Origin of the sequence: Actinocorallia sp. B10E7, assembly GCF_039871655.1 — a bacterium.
GTDB lineage: Bacteria > Actinomycetota > Actinomycetes > Streptosporangiales > Streptosporangiaceae > Actinocorallia.
Genome location: NZ_JBDPLZ010000012.1, coordinates 140,239 through 162,424, shown reverse-complemented (window position 1 = coordinate 162,424; position 22,186 = coordinate 140,239). Strand labels below are relative to the sequence as shown.

Annotated in this window: 22 protein-coding genes and 1 pseudogene; 10 read left to right on the top strand and 13 right to left on the bottom strand. The window is 70.3% G+C overall.

All coding sequences use genetic code 11. From position 1 onward, the window contains the following. Nucleotides 1-18: 18 nt before the first annotated feature. The gene (locus ABGB12_RS30905; protein ID WP_347683342.1) at nt 19-450 is read left to right on the top strand and encodes a VOC family protein; all 432 of its coding nucleotides are present in this window, start codon (nt 19-21) and stop codon (nt 448-450) included. A 53-nt stretch (nt 451-503) separates the two neighbouring features. On the opposite strand, the gene tnpB is transcribed toward ABGB12_RS30905, so the two are convergent. The 7 genes from tnpB to ABGB12_RS30870 all read right to left on the bottom strand — a co-directional run bounded on the left by tnpB (nt 504) and on the right by ABGB12_RS30870 (nt 8,354). Then, a complete protein-coding gene (gene tnpB, locus ABGB12_RS30900; protein ID WP_347683340.1) occupies nt 504-2,834 on the bottom strand; it encodes an IS607 family element RNA-guided endonuclease TnpB in 2,331 nt (776 codons plus the stop codon). Between the two features lie 236 nt (nt 2,835-3,070). After that, nucleotides 3,071-3,205: an aldo/keto reductase gene (locus ABGB12_RS30895; protein WP_347683338.1), complete on the bottom strand. Its 135-nt coding sequence runs from the start codon at nt 3,203-3,205 to the stop codon at nt 3,071-3,073. Between the two features lie 114 nt (nt 3,206-3,319). Next, nucleotides 3,320-3,907, bottom strand: coding sequence for a Uma2 family endonuclease (locus ABGB12_RS30890; protein WP_347683336.1), 588 nt, complete (start codon nt 3,905-3,907; stop codon nt 3,320-3,322). A 62-nt stretch (nt 3,908-3,969) separates the two neighbouring features. Then, nucleotides 3,970-4,968 carry a DUF2804 domain-containing protein gene (locus tag ABGB12_RS30885; RefSeq protein ID WP_347683334.1) on the bottom strand — a complete coding sequence of 333 codons (999 nt, stop codon included), beginning with the start codon at nt 4,966-4,968 and terminating at the stop codon, nt 3,970-3,972. 17 nt (nt 4,969-4,985) lie between these two features. Further along, nucleotides 4,986-6,434: an aspartate aminotransferase family protein gene (locus tag ABGB12_RS30880; protein ID WP_347683332.1), complete on the bottom strand. Its 1,449-nt coding sequence runs from the start codon at nt 6,432-6,434 to the stop codon at nt 4,986-4,988. Then, a complete protein-coding gene (locus ABGB12_RS30875; protein WP_347683330.1) occupies nt 6,424-7,761 on the bottom strand; it encodes an MFS transporter in 1,338 nt (445 codons plus the stop codon). The genes ABGB12_RS30880 and ABGB12_RS30875 overlap by 11 nt, the downstream gene beginning before the upstream one ends. After that, complete coding sequence (locus ABGB12_RS30870; protein WP_347683328.1) at nt 7,758-8,354, bottom strand: TetR family transcriptional regulator; 597 nt, start codon at nt 8,352-8,354, stop codon at nt 7,758-7,760. Before ABGB12_RS30870 ends, ABGB12_RS30875 begins: the two co-directional genes overlap by 4 nt. A 139-nt stretch (nt 8,355-8,493) precedes the next feature. Between ABGB12_RS30870 and ABGB12_RS30865 the strand changes: the two genes are divergently transcribed. The 3 genes from ABGB12_RS30865 (at nt 8,494) to ABGB12_RS30855 (ending at nt 10,703) form a co-directional block, all read left to right on the top strand. After that, the gene (locus ABGB12_RS30865) at nt 8,494-9,219 is read left to right on the top strand and encodes a hypothetical protein (protein WP_347683326.1); all 726 of its coding nucleotides are present in this window, start codon (nt 8,494-8,496) and stop codon (nt 9,217-9,219) included. Then, complete coding sequence (locus tag ABGB12_RS30860) at nt 9,216-9,737, top strand: hypothetical protein (RefSeq protein ID WP_347683324.1); 522 nt, start codon at nt 9,216-9,218, stop codon at nt 9,735-9,737. Before ABGB12_RS30865 ends, ABGB12_RS30860 begins: the two co-directional genes overlap by 4 nt. A gap of 111 nt (nt 9,738-9,848) precedes the next feature. Continuing rightward, the gene (locus ABGB12_RS30855; protein WP_347683322.1) at nt 9,849-10,703 is read left to right on the top strand and encodes an SAM-dependent methyltransferase; all 855 of its coding nucleotides are present in this window, start codon (nt 9,849-9,851) and stop codon (nt 10,701-10,703) included. Here the strand turns inward: ABGB12_RS30855 and ABGB12_RS30850 are convergent. The 4 genes from ABGB12_RS30850 to ABGB12_RS30835 are packed head-to-tail and all read right to left on the bottom strand — an operon-like array spanning nt 10,640 to nt 15,251. Beyond that, entirely contained in the window at nt 10,640-11,833 is a 1,194-nt protein-coding gene (locus ABGB12_RS30850; RefSeq protein WP_347683320.1) for an MAB_1171c family putative transporter, read from the bottom strand. The two genes, ABGB12_RS30855 and ABGB12_RS30850, sit on opposite strands and share 64 nt — an antisense overlap. Further along, nucleotides 11,809-13,359 carry a class I adenylate-forming enzyme family protein gene (locus ABGB12_RS30845; RefSeq protein ID WP_347683318.1) on the bottom strand — a complete coding sequence of 517 codons (1,551 nt, stop codon included), beginning with the start codon at nt 13,357-13,359 and terminating at the stop codon, nt 11,809-11,811. Before ABGB12_RS30845 ends, ABGB12_RS30850 begins: the two co-directional genes overlap by 25 nt. Continuing rightward, nucleotides 13,352-13,822 (bottom strand): hypothetical protein, encoded by a 471-nt coding sequence (locus tag ABGB12_RS30840; protein ID WP_347683316.1) that lies wholly within the window; start codon nt 13,820-13,822, stop codon nt 13,352-13,354. The genes ABGB12_RS30845 and ABGB12_RS30840 overlap by 8 nt, the downstream gene beginning before the upstream one ends. Next, nucleotides 13,803-15,251 (bottom strand): APC family permease, encoded by a 1,449-nt coding sequence (locus tag ABGB12_RS30835; protein ID WP_347683314.1) that lies wholly within the window; start codon nt 15,249-15,251, stop codon nt 13,803-13,805. Before ABGB12_RS30835 ends, ABGB12_RS30840 begins: the two co-directional genes overlap by 20 nt. Before the next feature lie 173 nt (nt 15,252-15,424). Between ABGB12_RS30835 and ABGB12_RS30830 the strand changes: the two genes are divergently transcribed. Then, nucleotides 15,425-15,742, top strand: a complete 318-nt coding sequence (locus ABGB12_RS30830; RefSeq protein ID WP_347683312.1) for a flavin reductase family protein — start codon at nt 15,425-15,427, stop codon at nt 15,740-15,742. Nucleotides 15,743-15,751: 9 nt separating this feature from the next. On the opposite strand, the gene ABGB12_RS30825 is transcribed toward ABGB12_RS30830, so the two are convergent. Beyond that, nucleotides 15,752-16,177 carry a helix-turn-helix domain-containing protein gene (locus ABGB12_RS30825; RefSeq protein ID WP_347683310.1) on the bottom strand — a complete coding sequence of 142 codons (426 nt, stop codon included), beginning with the start codon at nt 16,175-16,177 and terminating at the stop codon, nt 15,752-15,754. Between the two features lie 124 nt (nt 16,178-16,301). Between ABGB12_RS30825 and ABGB12_RS30820 the strand changes: the two genes are divergently transcribed. The 3 genes and pseudogenes from ABGB12_RS30820 (at nt 16,302) to ABGB12_RS30810 (ending at nt 19,833) form a co-directional block, all read left to right on the top strand. Further along, nucleotides 16,302-17,786 (top strand): MFS transporter, encoded by a 1,485-nt coding sequence (locus tag ABGB12_RS30820; RefSeq protein WP_347683308.1) that lies wholly within the window; start codon nt 16,302-16,304, stop codon nt 17,784-17,786. A 417-nt stretch (nt 17,787-18,203) separates the two neighbouring features. Next, nucleotides 18,204-18,619 (top strand): annotated as a pseudogene (locus tag ABGB12_RS30815) (YciI family protein). Beyond that, the gene (locus ABGB12_RS30810) at nt 18,619-19,833 is read left to right on the top strand and encodes a sigma-70 family RNA polymerase sigma factor (RefSeq protein ID WP_347683306.1); all 1,215 of its coding nucleotides are present in this window, start codon (nt 18,619-18,621) and stop codon (nt 19,831-19,833) included. Before ABGB12_RS30815 ends, ABGB12_RS30810 begins: the two are co-directional and overlap by 1 nt. A gap of 165 nt (nt 19,834-19,998) precedes the next feature. Here the strand turns inward: ABGB12_RS30810 and ABGB12_RS30805 are convergent, their stop codons facing one another. Continuing rightward, the gene (locus tag ABGB12_RS30805) at nt 19,999-20,142 is read right to left on the bottom strand and encodes a hypothetical protein (protein WP_347683304.1); all 144 of its coding nucleotides are present in this window, start codon (nt 20,140-20,142) and stop codon (nt 19,999-20,001) included. 243 nt (nt 20,143-20,385) lie between these two features. Between ABGB12_RS30805 and ABGB12_RS30800 the strand changes: the two genes are divergently transcribed. Both ABGB12_RS30800 and ABGB12_RS30795 read left to right on the top strand, forming a co-directional pair. Beyond that, complete coding sequence (locus tag ABGB12_RS30800) at nt 20,386-21,279, top strand: oxygenase MpaB family protein (RefSeq protein ID WP_347683302.1); 894 nt, start codon at nt 20,386-20,388, stop codon at nt 21,277-21,279. Continuing rightward, nucleotides 21,276-22,115: an oxygenase MpaB family protein gene (locus ABGB12_RS30795; RefSeq protein WP_347683300.1), complete on the top strand. Its 840-nt coding sequence runs from the start codon at nt 21,276-21,278 to the stop codon at nt 22,113-22,115. Before ABGB12_RS30800 ends, ABGB12_RS30795 begins: the two co-directional genes overlap by 4 nt. Nucleotides 22,116-22,186: the final 71 nt, after the last annotated feature.

Sequence of the window (22,186 nt, the reverse complement as noted above, 5' to 3'; positions counted from 1 at the left end):
CACGGAGACATGCTTCATATGCCACACGAACAGCAGCACCGACGCGAAGCCGAGCCGTCGGCCGCCGCCGACGTCCAACTGAACCACACCATCGTCTACGCCGCGGACCGGCGGCTGTCCGCCGAGTTCCTCGCCTCGATCCTGGGGCTGGAGGTCGGCGACGCCTTCGGGCCGTTCCTTCCCGTCGATCTGGGCAACGGGGTGACGCTCGACTACTACGAGAAGCGCGACGGGCCGATCCAGGGGCAGCACTACGCCTTTCTCGTGCCCGACGAGCAGTTCGACACCATGATCGCCCGCCTGGAGGAGGCCGGGGTCGTCTACTACGCCGACCCCGGGCACACCGAGCCCGGCCGGGTCAACCGCCTCTTCGGTGGTCGCGGCGCGTACTTCGAGGACCCGAACGGCCACAACATGGAGATCATGACCCGGCCGTACGCCCGTCCGTGAAAAACCGGAGGGACGGCCTCCGCCGGCATGGCGGAGGCCGTCCCTTGCGCGTGCTACCAGGCGAAGGCCTCCGGGGAGGGGCCGGGGCCGGGGAAGATCTCCTCCAGCTTCGCGAGGAAGTCCGGGGAGAGTTCCAAGGCTGCGGCGCGCAGGCCCGACTCCAGCTGTTCCAGGGTGCGGGGGCCGACGATCGGGCCGGTGACGCCCGGGCGGGTGAGCAGCCAGGCGAGGCCGACCTCTCCCGGGTGCAGGCCGTGGGCGTCGCAGAGGTCCTCGTAGGCCTGGATCCGGGCGCGGGTCTGCGGGTCGGAGAGCACCTGCCGGTTGCGTTCGGACAGGGAGCGGGAGCCGCCGCCCTCACGCTCCTTGCGCAGGGCGCCGCCGAGCAGGCCGCCCTGGAGCGGGGACCAGGGGATGACGCCGAGGCCGTAGGACTGGGCCGCGGGGATGACCTCCATCTCCGCGCGGCGCTCGAAGAGGTTGTAGAGGCACTGCTCGCTCACCAGGCCGAGGGAGCCGCGCCGGGCCGCGGTCTCGTTGGCGCGGGCGATGTTCCAGCCGGGAAAGTTCGACGAGCCGACGTACAGGACCTTGCCCTGCTGCACCAGCACATCCATCGCCTGCCAGATCTCCTCCCAGGGAGTGGCCCGGTCGATGTGGTGGAACTGGTAGAGGTCGATGTAGTCCGTGCCGAGCCGCTTGAGAGACGCCTCGGCGGCCCGGCGGATGTTCAGGGCCGAGAGCTTGTCGTCGTTGGGCCAGGGCTTCCCGTCGACGCCCATGTTCCCGTACACCGTCTTGTCCCTGCGTCCGCCGCCCTGCGCGAACCAGGTGCCGAGGATCTCCTCGGTACGGCCCTTGTTCTCTCCGTTGCTGATTTCATAGTCGGGTATCAGCATCTCCGGCCTTTCGGCTGGAGAGGTCCGTAACGGTGACACCTCAGCCGCAGAGGCCGGGTGTCTGTTGACGGTCCTCGTTTCCTTCCCCCGCTGGTGCGGTGGCGCTGCGCCGCCTGCCCGGCCCGCCCCGGCCTTGCGGCCGGGACGGGTGGTGCGGGTCTTACAGCCGGCTCCACGAGGCTTCGGCGCCGAGGCGCCCAGGTCTCCGGCCACTCCGGTACCTGTTGACACACTCGCCGCGAGGGCGAGAAGGTTACGGGCCGCGTTCTCATCCCGATCCAGGACGAGCGGGCAATGATCGCAGGCGAACACCCGGACGTGCAGCGGCAGCTTGGCTTTCACCGCACCACACCCCGAGCAGGTCTTCGACGAAGGAAACCACCGATCCGCCACGATCGTGGGGCAGGCATGACGACGGCCCTTGTAGGTCAGCTGACGCCGGAGCCGTCCGAACCCGGCATCGGCGATCTTCCGGGACAGGCGCCGGTTCCTGAGCATCCCCGCCACGTTCAGGTCCTCGACCACCACGACGGCGTACTCGCCCCGGATCGCGGTGGTCAACTGGTGCAGGGCGTTCTCGCGCAGATTCGCCACCCGGTACTGCGCCCGGTTGCGTTCGGCGTTCGCCTTCACCCACCGGTTCGACGGCCCCTGCCCGGCGCGCCGGTCGGGGCCCCGGCGGCGCGAGACACGCCGGGACAGGTGCCGGAGCTTCTTGAGCGCGGTCTCGTAGTGGCGGGGGTTGGGGACATGGCGGGTCTCGCCGAGGCTGTCGGCCAGTACCGCCAGGTGCTTGATCCCCAGGTCGATGCCGACCGCGCTCCCGGGCCGGGCCACCCGCTCGATGTCCCGCTGCACCTCGACCTGGAAGGACACCAGCCACCGGCCCCGCTCATGCCGGACGGTAGCCGACAGGATTCTTGCGGAGCCTGCGGTGATCCTTCGGTGGAGTTTGCCGGTGGGCTCGTGGGTGCGGAGCGTGCCCAGACGCGGCAGGGTGACGTGCCTGCGGTCCGGCTCCAGGCGGATCGTGCCAGTGGTGAACCGGCACGACAGCGCGGTCTTGTGCTTGGCCTTGTAACGCGGCCGCCCCATCGGCCTGCCCTTGCGCCGCCCTTGCTTGGACTTGGCGTAGTTGTCGAACGCGGCGGCGGCACCCGCCAGGCCGGTGTTGTAGGCCTCCTTGGAGTTCTCCCGCCACCAGGACGCGAAGCGCGGGTCGCTCTTCTTGGCCTCGTTGAACGCCTTGCGCAGCTCCGGCAGCGACCACGGCCGCCACGGCGTCAGCTCTTCTCCGCCGAGGCCGTGGGTCTGCTCGGCGCCACGCTGCCGCCAGGACGCCGTCACCCAGCCGACGGCCCAGTTGTAGGCGGTGCGGGCCGCACCGCAGTGCGACCGCAACGCCGCTTCCTGGCCTGCGTTGGGGTCCAGGGCGAACCGGTAGGCCTGCACCACGCAGCCGGGACGCGGCCGGAACTTCCTCACCCCGGCCCCTCCTCTCTGGCGCGTGGTCTGCGGGCGGCGGTGTCGAACACCACACCGAACACTACTACAAGTAATGGGCTGGTCACGCAATGGCCGGGTGGTGGGGGCGGGGCCTTTCGAGACGGTCCCGCCCTCCACCCTGCAGAGTGGTCGTTACGCCCTGCTGGAGCTCCTGCCCGGCGGGCTTCATATCGCTATGGATGCCTATATCTGACCATGAAACCGGGAGCAGTTGCTTAACCCCACCCGTACACGTCGGCCGTGTTGAAGAAGTTCCCTCCGGCGTCGAGCGCCGCTTCCATGATCTTGTGGCTGTCCGTCTCGGATGTCTCCGGACCGAAGTTCATCGTCCCGAGCACCAGACGGCTCACCTTGGGCCCGGTCTTCCCAGCTGCACGTAGTCCATGGCACTGCCGACCACACGAGGACACGAGATCTTCCGGACCTGCCGCGCCGTATCCCGTCCGACCGCGTGGATCCGCCCGTCACCCCTCGGAAAGCGCGCCGAAGGTCACCTCGACGGGGACCGGACTGTCGAGAGACAGCCTTCGGGTGTGGAGGCAGACCAGGTGATAGCGCCCCTCCGAGAGCCGGTACTCCTCGATCCGCTCGATGCCGTCCTGGGATTCGGAGAGGAACACGATCAGGTAGACCGGGATGCCGGCAGCGGCGTACGCGGCTTTCTTGTCGACGGTGTCGGTACGGAAGGAACTGTCGGGCGACACGATTTCGACCACCAGGACGGTGTCCCCCGCGTACAGGCGCCGATCGTCGGGCAGGCAGCGGTACACGATGACATCCGGGCGACGGAGGTTGAGCGGGACGTCACTGATGCGCACATCCACATCGGTTTCCACCATCAGGCACGGTTCAGGCTTACGACCCTGCTCCAGCACCGCCGCCAGCCGCCGCGCGACTCGGTTGTGCAGTCGAGACGCGCTCTCGCATTTGACGATGTGCCCGTCGATGACCTCGATCGTCCGGCGGAAATCCTCAGGCAGCGCCTCATACTCCTGCGCGGTGATCTGCTCGGGAATCCAGCGATACCAGTCCTCGGGACCGTCGCTCGTCATGGCGCGAGTCTATCGTTCCCTCCGACGCCCCTCAGGAGCCGCAGGATCTTCCAGTCGGGCCGCTACCAGCGCATGTGCACCTGTTCGGCCCAGCCGAGCAGACCGTCCAGCTCGATCGTGCCCCCGTTCTCTGGGCGGATCGTGCCGGTGTAGTGGCCGAAGCATTGGTGGGTGTCGTTGAGTAGAAGGCCCGCGTTGATCGAGGCTCGGCGTTCGTGGAAGGGGGTGAAGGTGAGGTCGAGGCGGTCCGAGCCGGTGATCCGCCAGGGTTTGAGGAAGTCTGCCGTGTCGTACTCCCAGGCCAGTTCCTCACCGACCTTGGTGAGGTGTCCGTCGACGCACAGGGCGTTCTCGGTCATGCCGGTGCCGTCGGTCCACTTGCCGCCCAACTGCAGGCCGATGACGCGGCCGTCCTGGGTGCCGGAGGCCGCGCCCCAGTTCCAGAGGGTGTCGTAGGGCCAGCGGCCGCGGCCGTGGTCCAGGACGCCCCAGGCTCCGGTGAAGTCGTAGCGCCTGGCGCCGAGGGTGACGGTGCCCTCGGCGGGCCGCGCGGTGTGCTTGGAGGTGAACTGGAACCGCTTGTCGCTCCAGGGGATGACCACGCTCAGCGTCTCGTGCCCGGCGGGCAGCGCGACGAACAGGTCGGCGGCCAGATCTCCTTCGGACGTGCGGCAGGACGCGCGCAGCCGGTGGCCGCCGTCCTCACGGGTGATCGAGACCTGGACGGAACCGGGGACCGCGATGTCCTCGCCGTCCAGGCTCGCGGGGAGGCGGACGTTCCGGCCGAGCGGCGAGATGGCGCTCTTCTCCAGCTCGACGCCGCCGTACTCGAGGAAGTACACGCCGGTGAGCGCCAGGTAGTCCAGGTCGCTGACGGTCAGCGCGATCAGGTGTGTCGGCGTGGTGAGGCACCAGTACTCCCAGCGCTTGTTCCGCCCCCATCCGCCTGACAGTGCGGTGTCGTGCAGCGGGGTCCGCGACCAGCCCACCGCTTCCCTGGCGAGCCGCCCTTGGGACGTGCAGAGCGCGACGGGTTCGGTGATCTCACGTTCGTGCGTCATGGGTCCAGGTTCCCCGGTCAGGCGAAGGCGCGGTAGAGGGAGGACAGGAAACGGATCAGGAGTCCCTCGCGGGTCTGCGGGGGCAGGGCGTCCAGGACGGAGTTGACCACGGCCATGCCGCCGCCTCCGGGCTCGGCCGCGGGGTCGGCGCCGACGGAGGCCAGCAGGGCGGCGAACCCGGCATCGTCGACGGTGTCGAGGTCCAGCTCCAGGAGCGCTTCGACCAGGCCGTCGGGGAGGGCCGCCGGACCCGCCTCGCGGGCCTCGGCGGCGGCCTTGGCGAGGACTTCGAGCAGGGCGTCCACGCCGGCGAGGCTCACGCCGGTGAGGGTCAGGTGGACGTTGGCGGGGATGCCGGGGAAGGACAACTGCGGCTGGATGAGCCAGCCGTGGTCGCGCGCCTTGTCCGACAGGACGAAGACGTCCAGGCCGGGGTCGTCGGAGGCGACGGCGACCAGGGAGGCGTCCGGGGAGCCCAGGACGCGCAGGCCCGGGATGTCCTCGACGCCCGCGATGAGCTTGCGGGCCGCGGCGACCGCGTCGACGGCCAGTTCGCGGTAGCCGGATTCTCCGAGGGCCTGGAGCGTCGCCCACGCCCCGCCGAGCGGGCCGGCGCCCTTGCTGCTCTGCACCGTGGAGTTGATGACGGTGTAGCCGGGCCAGGCGGCGGAGGCGAAGTAGGCGTGGCGGCGCAGCGACTCGTCGGCGTACAGGACGACCGAGGCGCCCTTGGGCGCGTAGCCGTACTTGTGCAGGTCGCAGGAGATCGAGGTGACTCCCGGGACGGACAGGTCGAACGGGGCGACGTCCTCTCCGGCGTCGCGCAGCCACGGCAGCAGCCATCCGCCCACGCAGGCGTCGACGTGGCAGGGGATCCCGCGCGCCGAGGCGAGGGCCGCGATCTGCGGCACGGGGTCGATCACGCCCTGGGGGTAGGACGGCGCGGACACCACGACCAGCACGGTGCTGTCGGCGTCCTCGTCGATCGCGGCCTCCATCGCCGCCGGGTCCGCCCGGAACGTCGTGGTGTCCACCGGCACGGTCACGAGTTCGAGGCCGAGGTAGTGGGCAGCCTTGTGGAAGGCGGGGTGGGCCGTCACCGGGACGACGAGCCGGGGCCTGGCGACCGGGCGGGCGTCCCGGGCCGACTTCACCGCCAGCATGATCGACTCGGTGCCCCCGCTGGTGAAGATGCCCGGGGTGCCGGGGCCCCCGCCCAGTTTGGCGGCGACGGCTCCGACGACCTGCTTCTCCAGCTCCACGATGCTGGGGAAGGCCGTCGGGTCCAGGCAGTTGACCTCGAGCATCTCCAGGTAGGCGCGGGCCGCGGCCTCGCGGACCTCGGCCCGTCCGGTGTCGTAGACGTAGGCGGTCACCTTGCCGCCGTGGACGGGCAGGTCCGCCTCCTTGAGCGCGGCCAGCTCGGCCAGCAGGTCCTCGGCGGTACGTCCGTTCTCAGGCAGCATCGGGGGTTCCTTCGGTTCGGTGGGCCAGCGCGCGGGCCCGGTAGGCGAGCACCAGCGGGACGCTGAGCAGGAGCAGGAAGGCGGGGACGAGGGTGAATCCGGCGGTGAGCCCGGTCAGGGCCCCCTCCTGCTGGACCGCTTCCCGGCCCGCCTCGGCGGAGCGGAAGCCGGTGAGCGCCAGGACCGCCGAGTACACGCCGGAGCCCAGGGCCATGGCGCCGGTCTCGGCGGCCGTCCAGGCACCGGTGAACGCCCCGGCCTGGGCGTGCCCGGTCCGTCCCGCGTCGGCGTGGACGGTCTCGGGGAGCAGGGACAGCGGCAGCAGTTGCAGCGCCGCGTAGCAGACGCCGAGCAGCCCGGTCAGCGCGAAGACCGTGACCGCGGCCCCGGCGGTGAGCGCGGGATAGAGCGCGAGCACCCCGGCGATGAAGAGCACGACGGCCAGCAGGTAGCACGGCACCGCGCCGTACCGGCGGGACAGCCGGTTCCACGCGGGCACCGCCAGGGCGCTGGGCGCGACCAGGCAGACGAACAGCACCGAGGTGAGCCCGTCGTCGCCCAGCCGGTACTCGGCGACGTAGGCGGCGCCCGCGAGCATCACCGCGACGGCCAGGGACTGGACGGCGAACGCGCCGAGCAGCGCGAAGAACGGCCGGTTGCCGCGCGCGGCGCGCAGCGCGGCGGCGAAGCCGAGCGGTTTCGGGCCGGGCCGCGAGGTGATCCAGCGGGTGGACAGGGCGGAGTACAGCATCGCCGCGCCCATGATGAGGCCGACGACCGCGCCCATGAGGGCGTACCCGCCGCGGCCGTCCCCGGCCAGGCCGACCAGTTCGGGCGCGAGCCCTCCGGCGAGCAGGATGCCGGCGGTCAGCGCGACGATCCGCCAGGCCATGGCGCGGGACCTCTCCTCGGGGAGGTCGGAGATCTCGGCGGGCAGCGCGACGTAGGGCACCTGGAAGGCGGCGAAGGCGCTGGCGGCCAGCAGGAAGACGACCATCACCCAGGCCGCGGCGACGGTGCCGTGCGCGGGCGCGGCGAACATCAGCGCGAACAGCACCGGCAGGGTGACGGCGCCCAGGAGCAGCAGTCCGGTGCGCCGCCCGGTGCGGACGGCCTCCCGATCGCTGAGCGTGCCGACGTAGGGGTTGAGCAGGACGTCCCACGCCTTGGGCAGGACGAGCGCGACGCCCGCCACCGCCGCCGGGACTCCCATCACGTTGGTGAGGTAGTAGAGCAGCAGCAGTCCGGGAGTGGTGGAGAAGACGCCGGTCCCGACCGAGCCGAGCGCGTATCCCAGGAGCCTTCCCCTGGCGACTCTACCCTTCACAGCTCCAGCAGCCCGTCTACGAGCCGGTGCAGGGTGAGGCGGAACCGCCGGAGCGCCGCCTGGTCGTCGCCGCGCCGGCGCCGGCCCTTCTCGTCCAGGACGCCGCCGCGCACGAAACCGTGCACGCACCAGATCACCGACCACACCGCGTACTCGACGTCCGCCTCGGGGCCTGCGGCCTTCCGGGCCAGCTCCACGATCCGGGAGACCAGCGGGCGCACCCGCTCGGCCTCCAGCGAGGTGACGTCCTCGGCGTCCGACAGCCAGCGCCGCAGCCACAGCGCGGCGATCTCCGGGTGCTCCACGCAGAAGTCGAGGTAGCGGTCGGCCAGCCGGTGGGCGTCCTCGGCGGTGGGGGTGAACGTCCGCATGACCTCGCCCAGTGCCCGGCGCTCCTTTTCGGCGGCGCGTTCCATGACCGCCAGGTACAGGTCGCGTTTGCCGCCCAGGTGGTAGTTGACGGTCGCGATGTTGAGGCCGGCGGCCTCGGCGATGAGCCGGGTCGAGGCCCCTTCGAAGCCCTTCTCGGCGAAGAGGAGCGTCGCCGCGTCCAGGATCCGCTCCGCCGCGGGTCTCCCGCTCGTACTGGTCACCCCCGGAAAGTAGGACAAGCATCTGCATTCCGTCAATCGTTTGATTGACCGTCCTCTTGTGGCCGAAATCCGTAGTCCATCCTGTTCTGTGATCGGCGGAACCGGCGCCCCACTACAGTGATGCGCCTGGAGGGCAGGCATGACCGAGAATTTCGCGACGATCCTCGACCGGCTGTGCGCGCGGCCGCGGGGACGCGACCCGTTCACCAACACCGAACTCGCACGGCTCATCGTCCGGCGCGGCGGCGAGATCACCGACGGGTACATCTCCCACCTGCGCAAAGGGCATCGCGACAACCCCACCCTCCAGACGATCGAGGACCTGGCGGCCGCGCTGGACGTCTGCCCCGCGGTGTTCGTCGGCGGACGGCCCGAACGCCTCGGCCCCGAACGCCCGCGCCTGTCGTTCACCGGCAAGCTCCGCCACCTGTTCGCCGCGATCCACCCGCCGCACCGCGGCCCCTACACCCCCGAGGAGGCCGCCGCCACGATCACCTCCGGCGGCCGGTTCGGGTCGATCTCCTCGAGCTACATCAGGGAGTTGCTCAACCCGGCTCCCGGCACGCAGCCCAACCCCCGGCTGCGGCACATCCTGGCGCTCGCCGACTTCTTCGGCCTCAGCGACGGGCACGGGCCGCAGGCCGCCTACTTCCTCGACGACCGGCTGGCCGAGGTGATCGACGCCGAGCTCGCCGGGTTCATCGCGCTCCGCGACGCCGGGGTGATGGAGTTCGCGGCCCGGCTGGCACGACACGCCTCGGACTGGACCCCCGAACTGCGGCGCCAGGCGGTGCACGCGGTCACCGAGGCGGTCGAGACGGGCGAGACCACATGGGTGTTCGGGAACGGAGGCGTCAGCGGATGACCGACAGGGAGACGTTGTGCGGATGGGCCGCCGAAAGGCTCGCGCCCTCGCCTTCCGCCACCTACCAGGACACGTGCCGCCGCATCGGAGCGCTGCTCGGCGAGCTGGTCCAGGCCCAGGTCGCCGTGAAGTTCACCTCCCTGAGGGGCGCGCCCTTCAGCGGCGCGACCGTGCGGCTGGCCGACGGCTCCTACGTCGTCTACTGCGCGAACTCCCGGTCCTGGTACCACCGCATGGGCATCCTGCTGCACGAGCTCTCGCACGTCCTGCTCGGCCACGAGCCCGCCTCGCTGGAGGACATGCGCCGGCAGTTCCTCCCCCACGTCCCCGGCAGGATGGCGCGGATCGTCGCGGCCCGCAGCAGCCACACCGGGCCCCAGGAGAGGGAGGCCGAAGACCTCGCCGACCTGCTGCTGGCCCGGCTGACCGAGCACCGCGGGCCCGTCGCGGGGGCGCTCCCGCCCCCGGCCTCGGCCCGGCTGCGGCGCATCGCCGAGGAGCTCGCCCGCCCACGTTGATCCCCCGGCATCTTGCCGACCAAGGTCACAGACGATTAGGCTGCGGTTCTACTGACGTCCACGGAGGTCTGCGATGATCCCTCACCAGTATGAGAGCTGGGAGGTGCGCCGGTGACGGAGAGCGCGCTCGCGAGTTTCTCCTTCGGCCGTCCCGCCGGGCCCGACTTCGACGTCCCCAACTCCGCCCGGATGAGCGACCACCTGCTCAACGGCAAGGACAACTTCGAGTGCGACCGCCGCACCGTGGCCGAACTGCTGCGGGCCGCACCCGAACTGCCGGCGCTGGCCCGCGCCGCACGCGACTTCCTCATGCGGTCGGTGGCCCGGCTCGCCGCCGAGCACGGCATCGACCAGTTCATCGACCTCGGCTCCGGGCTCCCCGCCTCGCCCTGCACCCACGAGGTCGCCCGGGAGCACGGCCCCTGCCGGGTCGCCTACGTCGATCACGACCCCGTCGTCGCGGTGCACAACCGGGCCCTGCTCACCGGGCACCCCGGAGTCCGAGCCTTCGAGGACGACCTGTGCTCCCCCGAGATCGTCATCGCCCGGCTGAGCGCGATGGACGTCATCGACTTCGGCCGCCCGGTGGCGGTCCTGTTCGGCGACGTGCTGCCGTACCTGCCCGAACCGGCGCAGACGGTGCGCGCGTTCCGCAACGTCATGACGGCGGGCAGCGCGCTGGTGCTGAGCCACCTGTCCCGTGACCGGGCGGACCAGGGCATGGTCGCCGCGGTCGAGAAGATCTACGCCTGTACCGGCGGGCTGTCCGTCCGCACCGACGCGCAGATCTCCGAGCTGTTCACCGGCTTCGCCCACGCCCCCGAGGTGCTGGACGTGCGGCCCGACCCGGACGTGCCGGGGCTGACCAGCTACGCCGGCGTCGGCTGGCGGGTGCGCGGCGGTCAGACACGGGCCGCGACGGCCGCGCCCACGACGGGGCAGCGGCAGAACGCGTCGGCGACCTGAACCCACCAGGTGAGCTCGGTGGTGAACGCGCCGTCGCGCGCCTCCCCTCCCCCGTGGTCCCCCGCTGTGCTCCGCTCCCCCCTCGTCCAGGCCTGCAGCGCGTGCCTCAGCTGCGCGGCCTCGACCATCGCGGCCAGTGCCTCCCCCCGGTAGCCGGCCCTGTGGCCCCAGCGCTCGGCCAGCTCGGCCAGCTCCGGATCGAACAGCGGCGCGAGGCTCCAGCGCCAGTCGCTCAGCTCCAGCACCATGCGCCGGGTCCGGTGGTAGGGGTCGAACCGCCTGCCGGGAGCCGTGTAGACCAGTTCGGGCGCCACTTTCACCAGTTCCCGGTGCATCGGCCGCAACCGCAGGTACAGCCGCCATCGGAAGGTCCAGGCGCCGACCTCCTCCAGCTTCGGGCCGAAGGCGGGCAGGGTCAGCGCCGCCGTCACCAGCAGCACTCCCACCGGGGCGACCACCGGGCCGGTCGCCTTGTAGAGCCCGTCCAGCTCGGCGACTCCGGTGAGGTGCGCGACGATCGCGAGAATGCCGACCAGAGGGAACAGCGCGACGTCCACCCCGTAGGCGCCGTACAGCCGCAGACCGCGCCGCAGCCAGGGGAACCCGGCGTAGTCCGGCTCCCTGGTCCAGCGCAGGCACCAGTAGGCCAGCGTCGCGTGCCCGGCCAGCACCCACGACAGCCACAGCAGGGAGAACGCCGCGACCGTCGGCTGGTCGGCGTAGTAGAGGTTGAAGTCCTCGGTGCGCTCCACCGGGATGGACGACGCGAAGAACAGCACCGAGAGCGTGACGATGCACAGCGGGCAGGACAGGACGATCCATCGCACCAACGGCCACGCCTCCCGGAACGGGTGGCGCCACAGCAGCGCCAGGGTCAGGTAGACCCCTCCCGACACCGTCTGGCAGGCGGCGACCAGCAGGGTCGCCAGATTGGGGATCCCCGTGGTGTGGTCGACCCACAACACGTTCGAGGGCGCCGCCAGTCCCAGCGTCGCCGCGGTGGAGAGGATCGCCGCGCACAGCGCCCACAACCGGGGGCTCTCCCAGCGGGAGCGCAGGTGCCGCAGCTTGTAGAGGAACCAGGCCGTCATCGCGACGGCGCAGGCTATGTAGACGACGCTGCGGAGCATCTCAGCGCTTCTTCACGTAGCGCCACCTTGTCCACCTTTCCGGCGGGAAGCAGCGGCAGCCCCGGCAGGACCTCGATCCGCTTGGGCACCTTGTAGGGGGCCAGGTGCTCACGGCAGTGGGCGTCCAGTTCCTCCGCGGTGGCCGTCCCCACCACGAAGGCGACGCCCACCTCGGTGTAGACCGGGTCCGGCACGCTCACGACGGCGGCCGCCGCCACCGAGGGATGGCGTTCCAGGACCAGTTCGATCTCCCTCGGATAGATGTTGTAGCCGCCGGACTTGTACATCTCCTTCAGCCGTCCGACGAGGGTGAGAGCGCCGTCGGGACGGGCCACCGCCAGGTCCCCGGTCCGCAGGAACCCGTCGGGGGTGAAGGCCGCGGCGGTCTCCTCCGGCAGGCCGAGGTAGCCGGTCATGAGGCAGGGGTTGTGCACCTGGATCTCGCCGGGCGTCCCGGGCGGCACCGGTTCACCGTCCTCGCCCGCCAGCCGCAGCTCCAGCCGCGGATCGGGGCGGCCGATCGTGGTGGTCAGGCTCTCGTCGTCGGCGGTCCCGTCGTTGTAGGCGACGGCCACGCAGCTCTCGGTGAGCCCGTAGACGGAGGTCAGCTCGGCGCCGGTGGCGCGCAGCGCGGCCAGTGTTTCGGGCGGCATCGGCGCACCGCCCCAGCCGATGTGCTTCAGCGACGACAGGTCGGCGGCGGAGTACTGCGGCATCATCAGGACGTACTGGAACATCAGCGGAATCTGGCCCCACAGGGTGACCTTCGATTCCTCGATGACACCGGGGATCTGCTCGGGGTCGAAGTCGTCCATGAAGCGGATCGCGCCGCCCATCGCCAGCGGCACCGACACCACGTCCATGACCCCGCCGATGTGGCTGACCGGCAGGTTGGCCAGGGTGACGGAGTCCGGGTGGTAGAGCCGGGTGGCCTGCAGGTAGCAGCCCTCGGCGAAGGCCTGGTGGCTGATGGCCACGCCCTTGGGCCGTCCGGTGGTGCCGGAGGTGTAGACGACGAGCGCGTCCTCGTCGGGGCTGCGAGGGAGCCCGATGGGGCCGTCGGCACCTTCCAGGAAGTACTTCGGCGGCAGCGTGTCGAACTCCCGGATGCCCAGCCCCGCCCGGTACAGGGCCGCCATGTCCTCGGTGTAGTCGCGGCCCCGGTGCTCCTCCAGGCCGAACAGCAGGACCGGTCTGCTGTCGGCGACGATGTGCAGCATCTCCTCCCTGGTGTGGGCGGGGTTGAGGCCGACGTACGCGGCGCCGATCCGGGACAGTGCGAGGAAGACGGTGAGGAACTCCGGCCTTGGGGTGCTCAGGACGGCGACCTTGTCCCCGGGTGTCACGCAGGCGTCCGTCAGAGCCGAGGCCCAGGCGTTCACGTCCTCTTGGGCCTGCCGGTAGGTGCGGCGACGGCCCTCGAACTCGTCGAAGAGCGCGTCGGGCTGCCTCTCGCTCCAGTATGTGAGCCAGTCGGCGACCCGCTCCACCTTCGGGACGATGCCTTCTCCGGGCAGTTCACTCACCGGTGGCCTCCTTCGGGTCTACGAACAGGGTGAGCCAGTCGGCGACCATCGCCGGGGTCTCGTCCCCTTCGACCTCCATGACGTTGCGGGTGAGGACCCGGTACCGTCCGGGCTCGCGCTCCTTGACGTCCAGGAGTTCGGCGCGGACCCGCACCTTCTCCCCGGCCATGACCGGGCGGAGGAACCTCACCTTCTCCAGCCCGTAGTTCAGCGCGTACGCCATGTCCGCCTCCACGTCCAGGTGGCGCTTGTGCACGGCCACCAGCAGGGACAGCAGGAGGAAGCCCGACAGCAGGTTCTCGCCGTAGGGGTCGCCGTTGGACGGCGGGCGGCCGAGGAAGTCCTCGCGCAGGAACGTCGCGGAGGCGAACGCCTGCTCGTCCTCCAGGTGCAGCGGGATCCAGTCGGAACAGAACAGTTCCGTGCCGACACGGGCGGGCAGTTCAGCCAGCGGGTAGCTCATCGGTTCCCCTCGTCATAGCACCGATCCGAACATAACGGGACTCGTCAGACTTGCGCAGCCACAGCGCGTACAGCGCCGCCGCCACCGCGCACGCCAGGACGGCGTAGGGCAGGGCGTTGATCAGCGGGGAGTCGGTGTGCGCCAGCGTCTCGAAGTTCACCAGGATGAGGGACGCCGCGAACAGCAGACCCAGGCAGCCGACCAGCGGGACCACCAGGGTGCCCAGCAGCCCGCCGGAGCCCGTCCTGCGGAAGTAGACCACGCAGGCGATGGACGTGAGCGTCTGCAGCAGCACGATGCCCAGGGTCGACAGGCCGCTCATCACCGTCACGAGCGTCTTGTAGGGGTCGAGCCCGGCGATCGCGAACAGCGCCACCACCACGATGGTGAAACCCGTCTGCGCGAGGCTCGACATGTACGGCGAGCCGTGCTTGGTGTGGACGGCGGCGAGCTTCGCGGGGGCGAGGCCGTCGCGGGCCAGCGCGAACACGTACCGTCCGGCGGCCTGGTGTCCGGCCAGCAGGGACGCGAAGAGGCTGGTGATGATGAGCAGGCCGAACAGCGCCCTGGCCGTCTCGCCGAGCTGCTGCTCGGTCAGGAAGAAGAACAGGTCGCCCTCCTGGGCCACGGCGGTCTCCTTGGCGTCGTCCGCGCCGATCGCCCCGACCATCAGCCAGCTGGTGAACGTGTAGAAGAGGCCGATCACCAGGACCGCCGCGTAGGTGGCGCGCGGCACCGTCCGCACCGGGTTCTTGGTCTCCTCGGAGAACAGCGCGGCGGCCTCGTAGCCGACGAACGAGCCGAACGCGAACATGAACGCCACGCCGGGCGCGCCCGACAGGACGGTGCTCGGCGCGAAGGAGGTGAACTGGAAGGCGTCCAGGCCCTTGTGCGCCAGCACCGCGACGTCGAAGGCCGTCAGCGCCCCGATCTCGCACACCATGAGCACGCCGAGGATCTTCGCCGACAGGTCCACGTTGCGGTATCCGAACGCCCCCATGAGCACGATCGCGCCCAGGCTCCACGCCCACCACGGGCCGGGAGCGCCGCCCTCTTCGGTGAGGAAGTAGCCGATGCCTCCGCCCAGCGCCGCGACCAGCCCGTTGTACCCGGTCAGCGCGAGCACCGCCCCGCCCGCCGCGACCGGACGGCCGAGCCCGCGGGCGATGTAGCCGTAGAAGCCGCCGCCGTCCGTGATCGAACGGGCCATCGCGGCGTAGCCGACGGAGAAGCACAGGAGGGTGAGCATAGCCACGACGTAGGCGCCGGGCACGCCGGCCCCGTTCCCCGAGCCCATCGACAGCGGGACCGTTCCCGCCATCGCCACCAGCGGGGCGGCCGCGGCGACCACCATGAACACGATCTTCGGCGCGCTCAGCGTCCGGCCCAGCCGTTCCGGCGCACCCACCTCCCCGGCCGTCCCGGTCATCCCCACCCCATCCGAAGATCAACGAATCATGCGATTCCATACCTGTCACAGCGGAACCGCAAGAAGATCCACTTCTCGGGATTTGACCGGATATGGCCGTTTGAGCTGGGGCGGGATGTGGTGAAAGACCATCACCAGCCATCCGAACTCGGCCCATAGGAACCCGGCTTGATGTGCGTGCCTCGGGTGTACTCCCTGACACACTGCCAACGAAGGCGCAGCCGACAGGTTGCTGCGGGGCCCGGACGACTCGCGAGCTTGATAGACAGTGCCGAAAACCGCACCATAGGTCGGCCAACGGCCTGCCGGTGCTCAGCGAGGCCTTGGCGTACGTGGAGTACAGGCTGGTCTCCGAGTATGACGGAGAGGACCACGCCATCCTGCTCGGAGAGGTCATCGGGCTGGGCTCCCCTGCTCCGGAGGAGAGCCCACTGGTGTTCTTCCAGGGCTCCATGCGCGAACTCGGTGACACCCCGGTGTCGCGCCGCTGAGTCGCCCTACTAAGCCCGGCGCCTCGCGGCCAGTTCCTCGGCTGCGTCGAAGGCCTCCCTCGCCTGCTCCACCCGGGGCAGGTGGCTGGCGGACCAGTCGGCCAGGGAGGCGAAGAGCGGGGCCAGGCTCCGGCCCAGATCGCTGATCTCGTACTCCACCCTGGGGGGCACCTCCGGGTGGTAGGTGCGGATCAGCAGGCCGTCCCGCTCCAGTTGGCGCAGTCGCTGGGTCAGCACCTTGGCCGTGATGGCACCGATATTCCTGTGCAATTCGACGAATCGCTGCCTTCCGTACGTATTGAGCGTCCAAAGGATCGGTGTGGTCCAGCGGCTGAAGACGATATCGACGACCGGGGCGATCGTGCACGCCTGTTGTGGCGCTTCTGGATCCGCGTGCCCAGTGGTCTCTTCGAGGTCTGCGGTGGTCTCCAGCATCTCGGCGCTCACCTTTCAGGAAGTCGCTTTCCTCTAGGTACCTACTTTATTCAGGATGTTAGCTTCCCGGAAGCCGACAAAACTTCGGCTCTTTTCTCCGCACACCTGTTCCTCTAGGAGAGTCATGTCCGTCCAAGAGTCCTTTCGGCCAGTCGGCGAGGAGCCGACCGGGCCCGTCCGGCGGCCAGGCCTGATCCTTGCCTTCCTCTGCGCCGCCGGGTTCATGACCTTCCTCGACGTGTCCATCGTGAACGTCGCCCTGCCGACCGTCGAGCACGAACTCGATATCTCCCAGACCGCGCTGCCCTACGTGGTGACCACCTACGCCACGGTCCTCGGCGGGTTCCTGCTGCTGACCGGGAGGCTCGGCGACAGCCTCGGCCGCCGCCGGATGCTCCAGACCGGCCTGCTCCTGTTCGCCCTGACCTCCCTGATCGCCGGCATCGCCCAGAACGCCGCCATGCTCATCGGCGCCCGCGGCGCCCAAGGACTGGGCGCCGCGTTCATCGCCACCTCCGCGCTGAGCCTGCTGACCAGCAACTTCGAGGAAGGCCCGGAGCGCAACAAGGCCCTCGGCGCCTGGGGAGCGCTCAGCGGCATCGCCGCCGTCGTCGGAGTCACCCTCGGCGGCCTGCTCACCGACGGCCCCGGCTGGCGCTGGATCTTCTTCATCAACGTGCCGATCGGCCTCGTCGGCGCCCTTGTCGCCCCGAGGATCCTCGGTGAGAGCCGGTCGAGCGAGCGACGCGGCTCCTTCGACTTCGCCGGTGCCGTTCTTCTCACCGCCGGCCTGATCTCGTTGACCTTCAGCCTCGGCCAGACCGTCGACGACTCGGACGTCCCGACCGCCAGGATCTACGGAGGCTTCGTTCTCGCCGCGGTCCTGCTCATCGCCTTCATCTTCACCGAGCGTCGCGCCAAGGCGCCGCTGATCCCGCTCGGGATCTTCCGCCGGTCCTCGCTGCGCTCCGCGAACATCATCGCCATCCTGCTCATCGGCACCGTCGGCACGCTCTTCTTCTTCGCCAGCCTCTTCATGCAGCAGGTGCTGAACTACTCCGCCATCAAGACCGGCTTCGCCTATGTGCCGCTGGCCCTGCTCACCGGCGTGGGCGCGGGCATCGCGTCCGGAATCGTCACCAAAGTCGCCGCCAAACTCGTCCTGCTGGTCGGCCTCGCGGCGGCGGCCACGGGCATGGTGCTGCTGTGGCGTGCCCCGTCCGACGCGTCCTATCTGATCGAACTGCTGCCCGCATTCGTCCTCCTCGGTCTCGGCCTGGGCGCTTCCTTCGTCTCGCTACAGATCTCCGCGTTCGCCGGAATCAAAGAAGAGGAAGCGGGCTTGGCCTCCGGCCTCATCAACACCGCCCAGGAAGTCGGCGGAGCGCTCGGTCTCGCCGTCGCGGCCACCTTCGCCTTCCGCAGCATCGCGGAATTGGAAGCCAAGACCCGGGGCGTTCCCGCACTCATCACAAAGGCCCGTACCGACGTCTTCCATGACGCGTTCCTCGTCGGCGCAGGCTTCGCCGTAGCGGCTTTCCTCGTCACGGCGCTCCTGCTCCCGCTGACCAAGCCCGCGCCGCAGCCTGCGGACGAACCCGCCTCCTGACAGCTGGGCCAGGTTCGCACCGTTGTCCAGCGGAGCGTCTATCTGGTTGCCGGTTGGCGGCCGGTGTCGGTGCGGGCGCGGCGGGGTGCGGTGCTGTGGATGGACGGTGGTGACGGTCGATGCCGGTTACTGGTTCGCAGATCGAACCTGGCAACGAGATACTTTCCGAGTGGCCTCCGCTGATGTCCACGAGGGATCGCCGGACCAGGATCGGTTGATCGCCGACACCGATGGGGAGCGCCTGGATGTGCTCATGGGCTCCGATCAGGGCTGCCCGACGATCCCGGAGCCGCTGTCCGCTCTCATCAACCGCGTCGCGGCGAGAGATTTCTCCGGGGCCGTGTCGATCCGCGGGCCGCTCGTTCGACGTGTGGGTGCGAGGGCCGAGAGACGGCCCCGCCGGATGAGGAGAACGCGATGCCGAAGTACCTGCTGATCATGCGGGGCACCGACGAGTCGAACGCGGCCATGATGGCCGACATCGACGAGATGATGGCCGCTACCCGCCGGTTCATCGAGGAGATGGTCAAGGCCGGCGTTCTCCTCGCGGCGGAAGGGCTGGACGATCCGGGTCAGGGCGTCGTGGTCGACTTCAGCGGCGAGACCCCGGTCGTCACGGACGGACCGTACGGCGAGACCAAGGAACTGTTCGGGGGTTTCTTCCTGCTCGACGTCGCCTCGAAACACGAGGCGGTCGAGTGGGCCAAGCGGGTCCCGGCGGCCCCCGGATCCAAGATCGAGGTTCGGCGGGTGCCCGGGAGCGACGAGGTCCCGCAGGTCGACGAGTGACCATCAAGGACCGGGCCGGGCGCGAGAGCAACGGCCGGATCTGATGGGTACGGCCGATGTCGAGGCCGTCTGGCGGATCGAGTCGGCGCGGATCGTCGCCGCGCTGACCCGGTTCACCGGCGATTTCGGGCTGGCCGAGGACGCGGCCCAGGAGGCGGTGGCCGAGGCGCTGGTGTCGTGGCCGCTCGCCCCTCCGGCGAATCCGGCCGGCTGGCTGATGGCCACGGCCCGGCGGCGGGCGATCGACGCGATCCGCCGCCGGACCGCTCTCCAGGACCGATACGCCCTGCTGGCGGCTGACTCGGCGGTCGATGAGGAAATCGACCCCGACCGGATCGATGACGACGTGCTGGCACTGATGTTCGTCAGCTGCCACCCGGTGCTCTCCCCCGAGGCCCGGGTGGCGCTGACCCTGCGCGTGGTCGGCGGCCTGTCCAGCGAGGAGATCGCCCGCGCGTTCCTCGTACCCGTGCCGACCGTGCAGGCCCGCATCACCCGGGGCAAGAAGACGATCGCGGCGGCCGGGGTGCCGTTCGAGCTGCCGCCGGCCGACGAGCGCAGGGAGCGGCTGGGCGGCGTGCTCAGCGTCCTCTACGTGATCTTCACCGAGGGATCGACGGCCACGTCGGGCGACCGACTGCTGCGCCCCGACGTCGCGTACGAGGCGATCCGGCTGGCCCGCACGCTGGCCGCGCTGCAGCCGGACGAACCGGAGGTGCACGGCCTGCTGGCGTTGTGCGAGCTGACGGCCGCGCGTTTCCCGGCCCGGACCGGCCCAGACGGTTCGCCGGTCCTGCTCGACGAGCAGGACCGGCGGCGGTGGGACTTCTCGGCGATCCGCCGTGGGCTGGCCGCGCTGGCCAAGGCGTCGACTCGCGGCCTCGGCCCCTACGGCCTGCAGGCCGCGATCGCCGCCACCCACGCGTCGGCGCCCTCGGTCGAGGCGACCGACTGGGACCGGATCGTGGTGCTCTACGAGGCACTCGGCCGGGTCGCGCCCTCGCCGGTGGTCGAGCTCAACCGGGCCGTCGCCGTCGCCATGGCCTCTGGCCCGGCGCAAGCCCTGGCCATCGTGGACGAGCTGATCGCCTCGGACCGGCTCCCCGGTTCGCATCTGATACCGACCGTACGCGGTGAGCTGCTGGCCCGACTCGGACGGCGACCGGAAGCGCGCGCCGAGCTGGAACTGGCGGCCCGGCTGTGCGCCAACCAGCGCGAACGCTCAGTGCTGCTGCGCAAGGCGGCCACGCTGAGCTGACTTCTCGGGTGCTGACGAACATCGGAACCGTGATTCTCAAGCCATGGCCTGGATCGGCCTGCCGGCCGGGCTCGCCAGGGCGCGAAGCGATGAGGAGGGGGCGGTCCGGCACGCCCGGAGGGCGGCGGCGCTGCGGGAGCGGCTGGGCCTGCCCGGCCGGTGAGGTCAGGCCGGTTCGGGGGGTACCGGGCCGTCTTCCTCGGCGAGCCGGGCGAAGAGGACGAAGCGCGCGACGAGCTGGGGGTCTTCGTCACGCAGGTGTTCCGCTATGTCGGCGAGGAGCCTTCGCTGCCGGCCCGGGGTCATCATGCTTCACCTGCCCTTGTACCGGTGGATCGAGATATACCCACGATGCGATGTTTCAGCGCGTCTGTTCCAGAATCCGATCACCACAATCCAGAACTGACAAGGGTGTCCGGTAAGGCATCCGCCCTTCCTTGATGCTTCTTCTCCCCTTGTGCGCGACGCATCACATAAGTAATCCCTTACTCCCGACTCTCTTGTTGAGTAATATCCCAGGCACGGTGGCGACCCGCGGAAGAGGAGCACCTCATGGAACCTGGGTACTTCGACGACGACAGCGCGATCCGCGACATCGGCTCCGAGCCGTACACGATCCTCGGCGGAGGCACGGCGCTGCTGCTGCAACTGGCGCACCCGAAGGTCGCGCAGGGCGTGGCCGAGCACAGCGGCTTCCAGGCCAGTCCGTTCCCCAGGCTGTTCGCCACCCTGGACTTCCTGTCGATGGTCGTCTTCGGCACCAAGGACGAGGCTCAGCGGGTGGCCTGGTCGGCGATGCGCGCCCACGACCCCGTGCACGGCGAGAACTACTCCGCGCACGACGCCGACCTGCTGCTGTGGGTGCAGGCCACTCTCTTCCAGGTCTCCAAGGAGCTGTACGAGGACATGTACGGCCCGCTCTCCCCCGAGCGCGCCGAGGAGTACTACCAGCAGAACGCCAAGCTCGCCGAGCTGATCGGCGCGCCGCGCGAGTCGCTGCCGGCGGACGCCCGGGAGTTCGACGCCTACTGGAACCGGATGGTCAACACCCTGGAGATCAGCGGACACGGCCGCGAGCAGGCCCAGGCCGTCATGCACCCCAAGGGTCTGCGCGTGCCGCTCTTCCCCGTGCTGGTCGTCTTCCGCCTCGTGACGACGGGCCTGCTGCCCGAGGCCATCCGCGAGCAGTACGGTCTTCCCTGGTCGCCCTTCCGGCAGCGGGTGTTCAACGTCCTCATGGCGCTGGTCAAGATCGGGATGAACCTGACGCCGCGCGGACTGCGCAAGCTGCCCTCCAGGATGGCCGTGCCGTTCGCCCGGCGCTTCCGGTGGAACAAGTACCAGCGGCCGGCGCGCTCCCGCGCCGCCTCCGTACGCGGAATCGACGGCGGTGCCGCGGCCGGAACCCGCGCCGCGGCGGAACCCGAGAAGCGGAGGGTCGGATGAGCGGCACTCCCGTCGGCGCCGTCCCCGGCCGCGGCTCGCTGACCTGGCGGTACGGGGCCGACTGGCGGGCGGTCCTGACCAGCCGGGCGGTGCTGATGCTCCAGGTCTCCCACCCGGTCGTCGGCGCGGGTGTCGCGGACCACTCCGGCTTCCTCGCCGACCGCTGGGGACGGCTGATCCGGACGGTCAGGTCCGCCAACGCCTTCCTCGGCTTCCACGGAGAGGAACGTGGCAGGCAGGAGGCCGCCCGGCTGCGGGAGCTGCACAAGGACATCAAGGGAGTCGACTCCCGGGGCCGCCGCTACCACGCCCTCAACCACGAGGCCTACCTGTGGGTGCACGCGACCCTCTACCACGGCATGGTGCAGACCCAGCGGCTCTTCGCCCGGCCGCTCACCCCGTCCGAGGAGCTGCGGCTGTTCGGCGAATGGCGGGATCTCGCGCTGGCCCTGGGGATTCCCGACCACCACGTCCCTGGGGACCCGGAGGCGTTCGCCGCCTACTTCGACCGGATGGTCGCCGAACGGCTGGAGTTCAACGACACCGTCAAGCTGATCATCGAACTCGACCGCAGGCCGCTGCCGCCCCCGCCGGGCTGGCGCCTGCCGTCCGCCGCCTGGCCGGCGATCGCCGCTCCCCTGGCCGTCCTCATGCGCCGGTCGTCCCAGGCGGCGCTGCCCCCGGTGTTGCGGGAGCGGTTCGAGCTTCCCTGGTCCCCCTCGCGCGCCCTGGGGTTCCAGGCGTTCACCGGGGTCATGCGCGTCCTGGACCTGGGGCTTCCCTCCCGGCTCCGGATCGCCCCGACGGCCGCGAAGGCGATGGACTCCGCTCCCTGACGTCTCCCCGACGGCGAACGGGCCGTGCACCGTCCGAAGACGGCGCACGGGCCGTGCACGCTCGGGTTCCC

Bases quoted from the DNA above. Each gene is read 5' to 3' on its own strand.
- ABGB12_RS30850 (WP_347683320.1), bottom strand. From the start codon at position 11,833: ATGCTCCGCAGCGTCGTCTACATAGCCTGCGCCGTCGCGATGACGGCC.
- ABGB12_RS30840 (WP_347683316.1), bottom strand. From the start codon at position 13,822: ATGAGCTACCCGCTGGCTGAACTGCCCGCCCGTGTCGGCACGGAACTG.
- ABGB12_RS30820 (WP_347683308.1), top strand. From the start codon at position 16,302: ATGTCCGTCCAAGAGTCCTTTCGGCCAGTCGGCGAGGAGCCGACCGGG.
- ABGB12_RS30885 (WP_347683334.1), bottom strand. From the start codon at position 4,968: ATGACGCACGAACGTGAGATCACCGAACCCGTCGCGCTCTGCACGTCC.
- ABGB12_RS30905 (WP_347683342.1), top strand. From the start codon at position 19: ATGCCACACGAACAGCAGCACCGACGCGAAGCCGAGCCGTCGGCCGCC.
- ABGB12_RS30890 (WP_347683336.1), bottom strand. From the start codon at position 3,907: ATGACGAGCGACGGTCCCGAGGACTGGTATCGCTGGATTCCCGAGCAG.
- ABGB12_RS30810 (WP_347683306.1), top strand. From the start codon at position 18,619: ATGGGTACGGCCGATGTCGAGGCCGTCTGGCGGATCGAGTCGGCGCGG.
- ABGB12_RS30795 (WP_347683300.1), top strand. From the start codon at position 21,276: ATGAGCGGCACTCCCGTCGGCGCCGTCCCCGGCCGCGGCTCGCTGACC.
- ABGB12_RS30865 (WP_347683326.1), top strand. From the start codon at position 8,494: ATGACCGAGAATTTCGCGACGATCCTCGACCGGCTGTGCGCGCGGCCG.
- ABGB12_RS30860 (WP_347683324.1), top strand. From the start codon at position 9,216: ATGACCGACAGGGAGACGTTGTGCGGATGGGCCGCCGAAAGGCTCGCG.
- ABGB12_RS30825 (WP_347683310.1), bottom strand. From the start codon at position 16,177: ATGCTGGAGACCACCGCAGACCTCGAAGAGACCACTGGGCACGCGGAT.
- ABGB12_RS30835 (WP_347683314.1), bottom strand. From the start codon at position 15,251: ATGACCGGGACGGCCGGGGAGGTGGGTGCGCCGGAACGGCTGGGCCGG.
- ABGB12_RS30880 (WP_347683332.1), bottom strand. From the start codon at position 6,434: ATGCTGCCTGAGAACGGACGTACCGCCGAGGACCTGCTGGCCGAGCTG.
- ABGB12_RS30805 (WP_347683304.1), bottom strand. From the start codon at position 20,142: ATGATGACCCCGGGCCGGCAGCGAAGGCTCCTCGCCGACATAGCGGAA.
- ABGB12_RS30800 (WP_347683302.1), top strand. From the start codon at position 20,386: ATGGAACCTGGGTACTTCGACGACGACAGCGCGATCCGCGACATCGGC.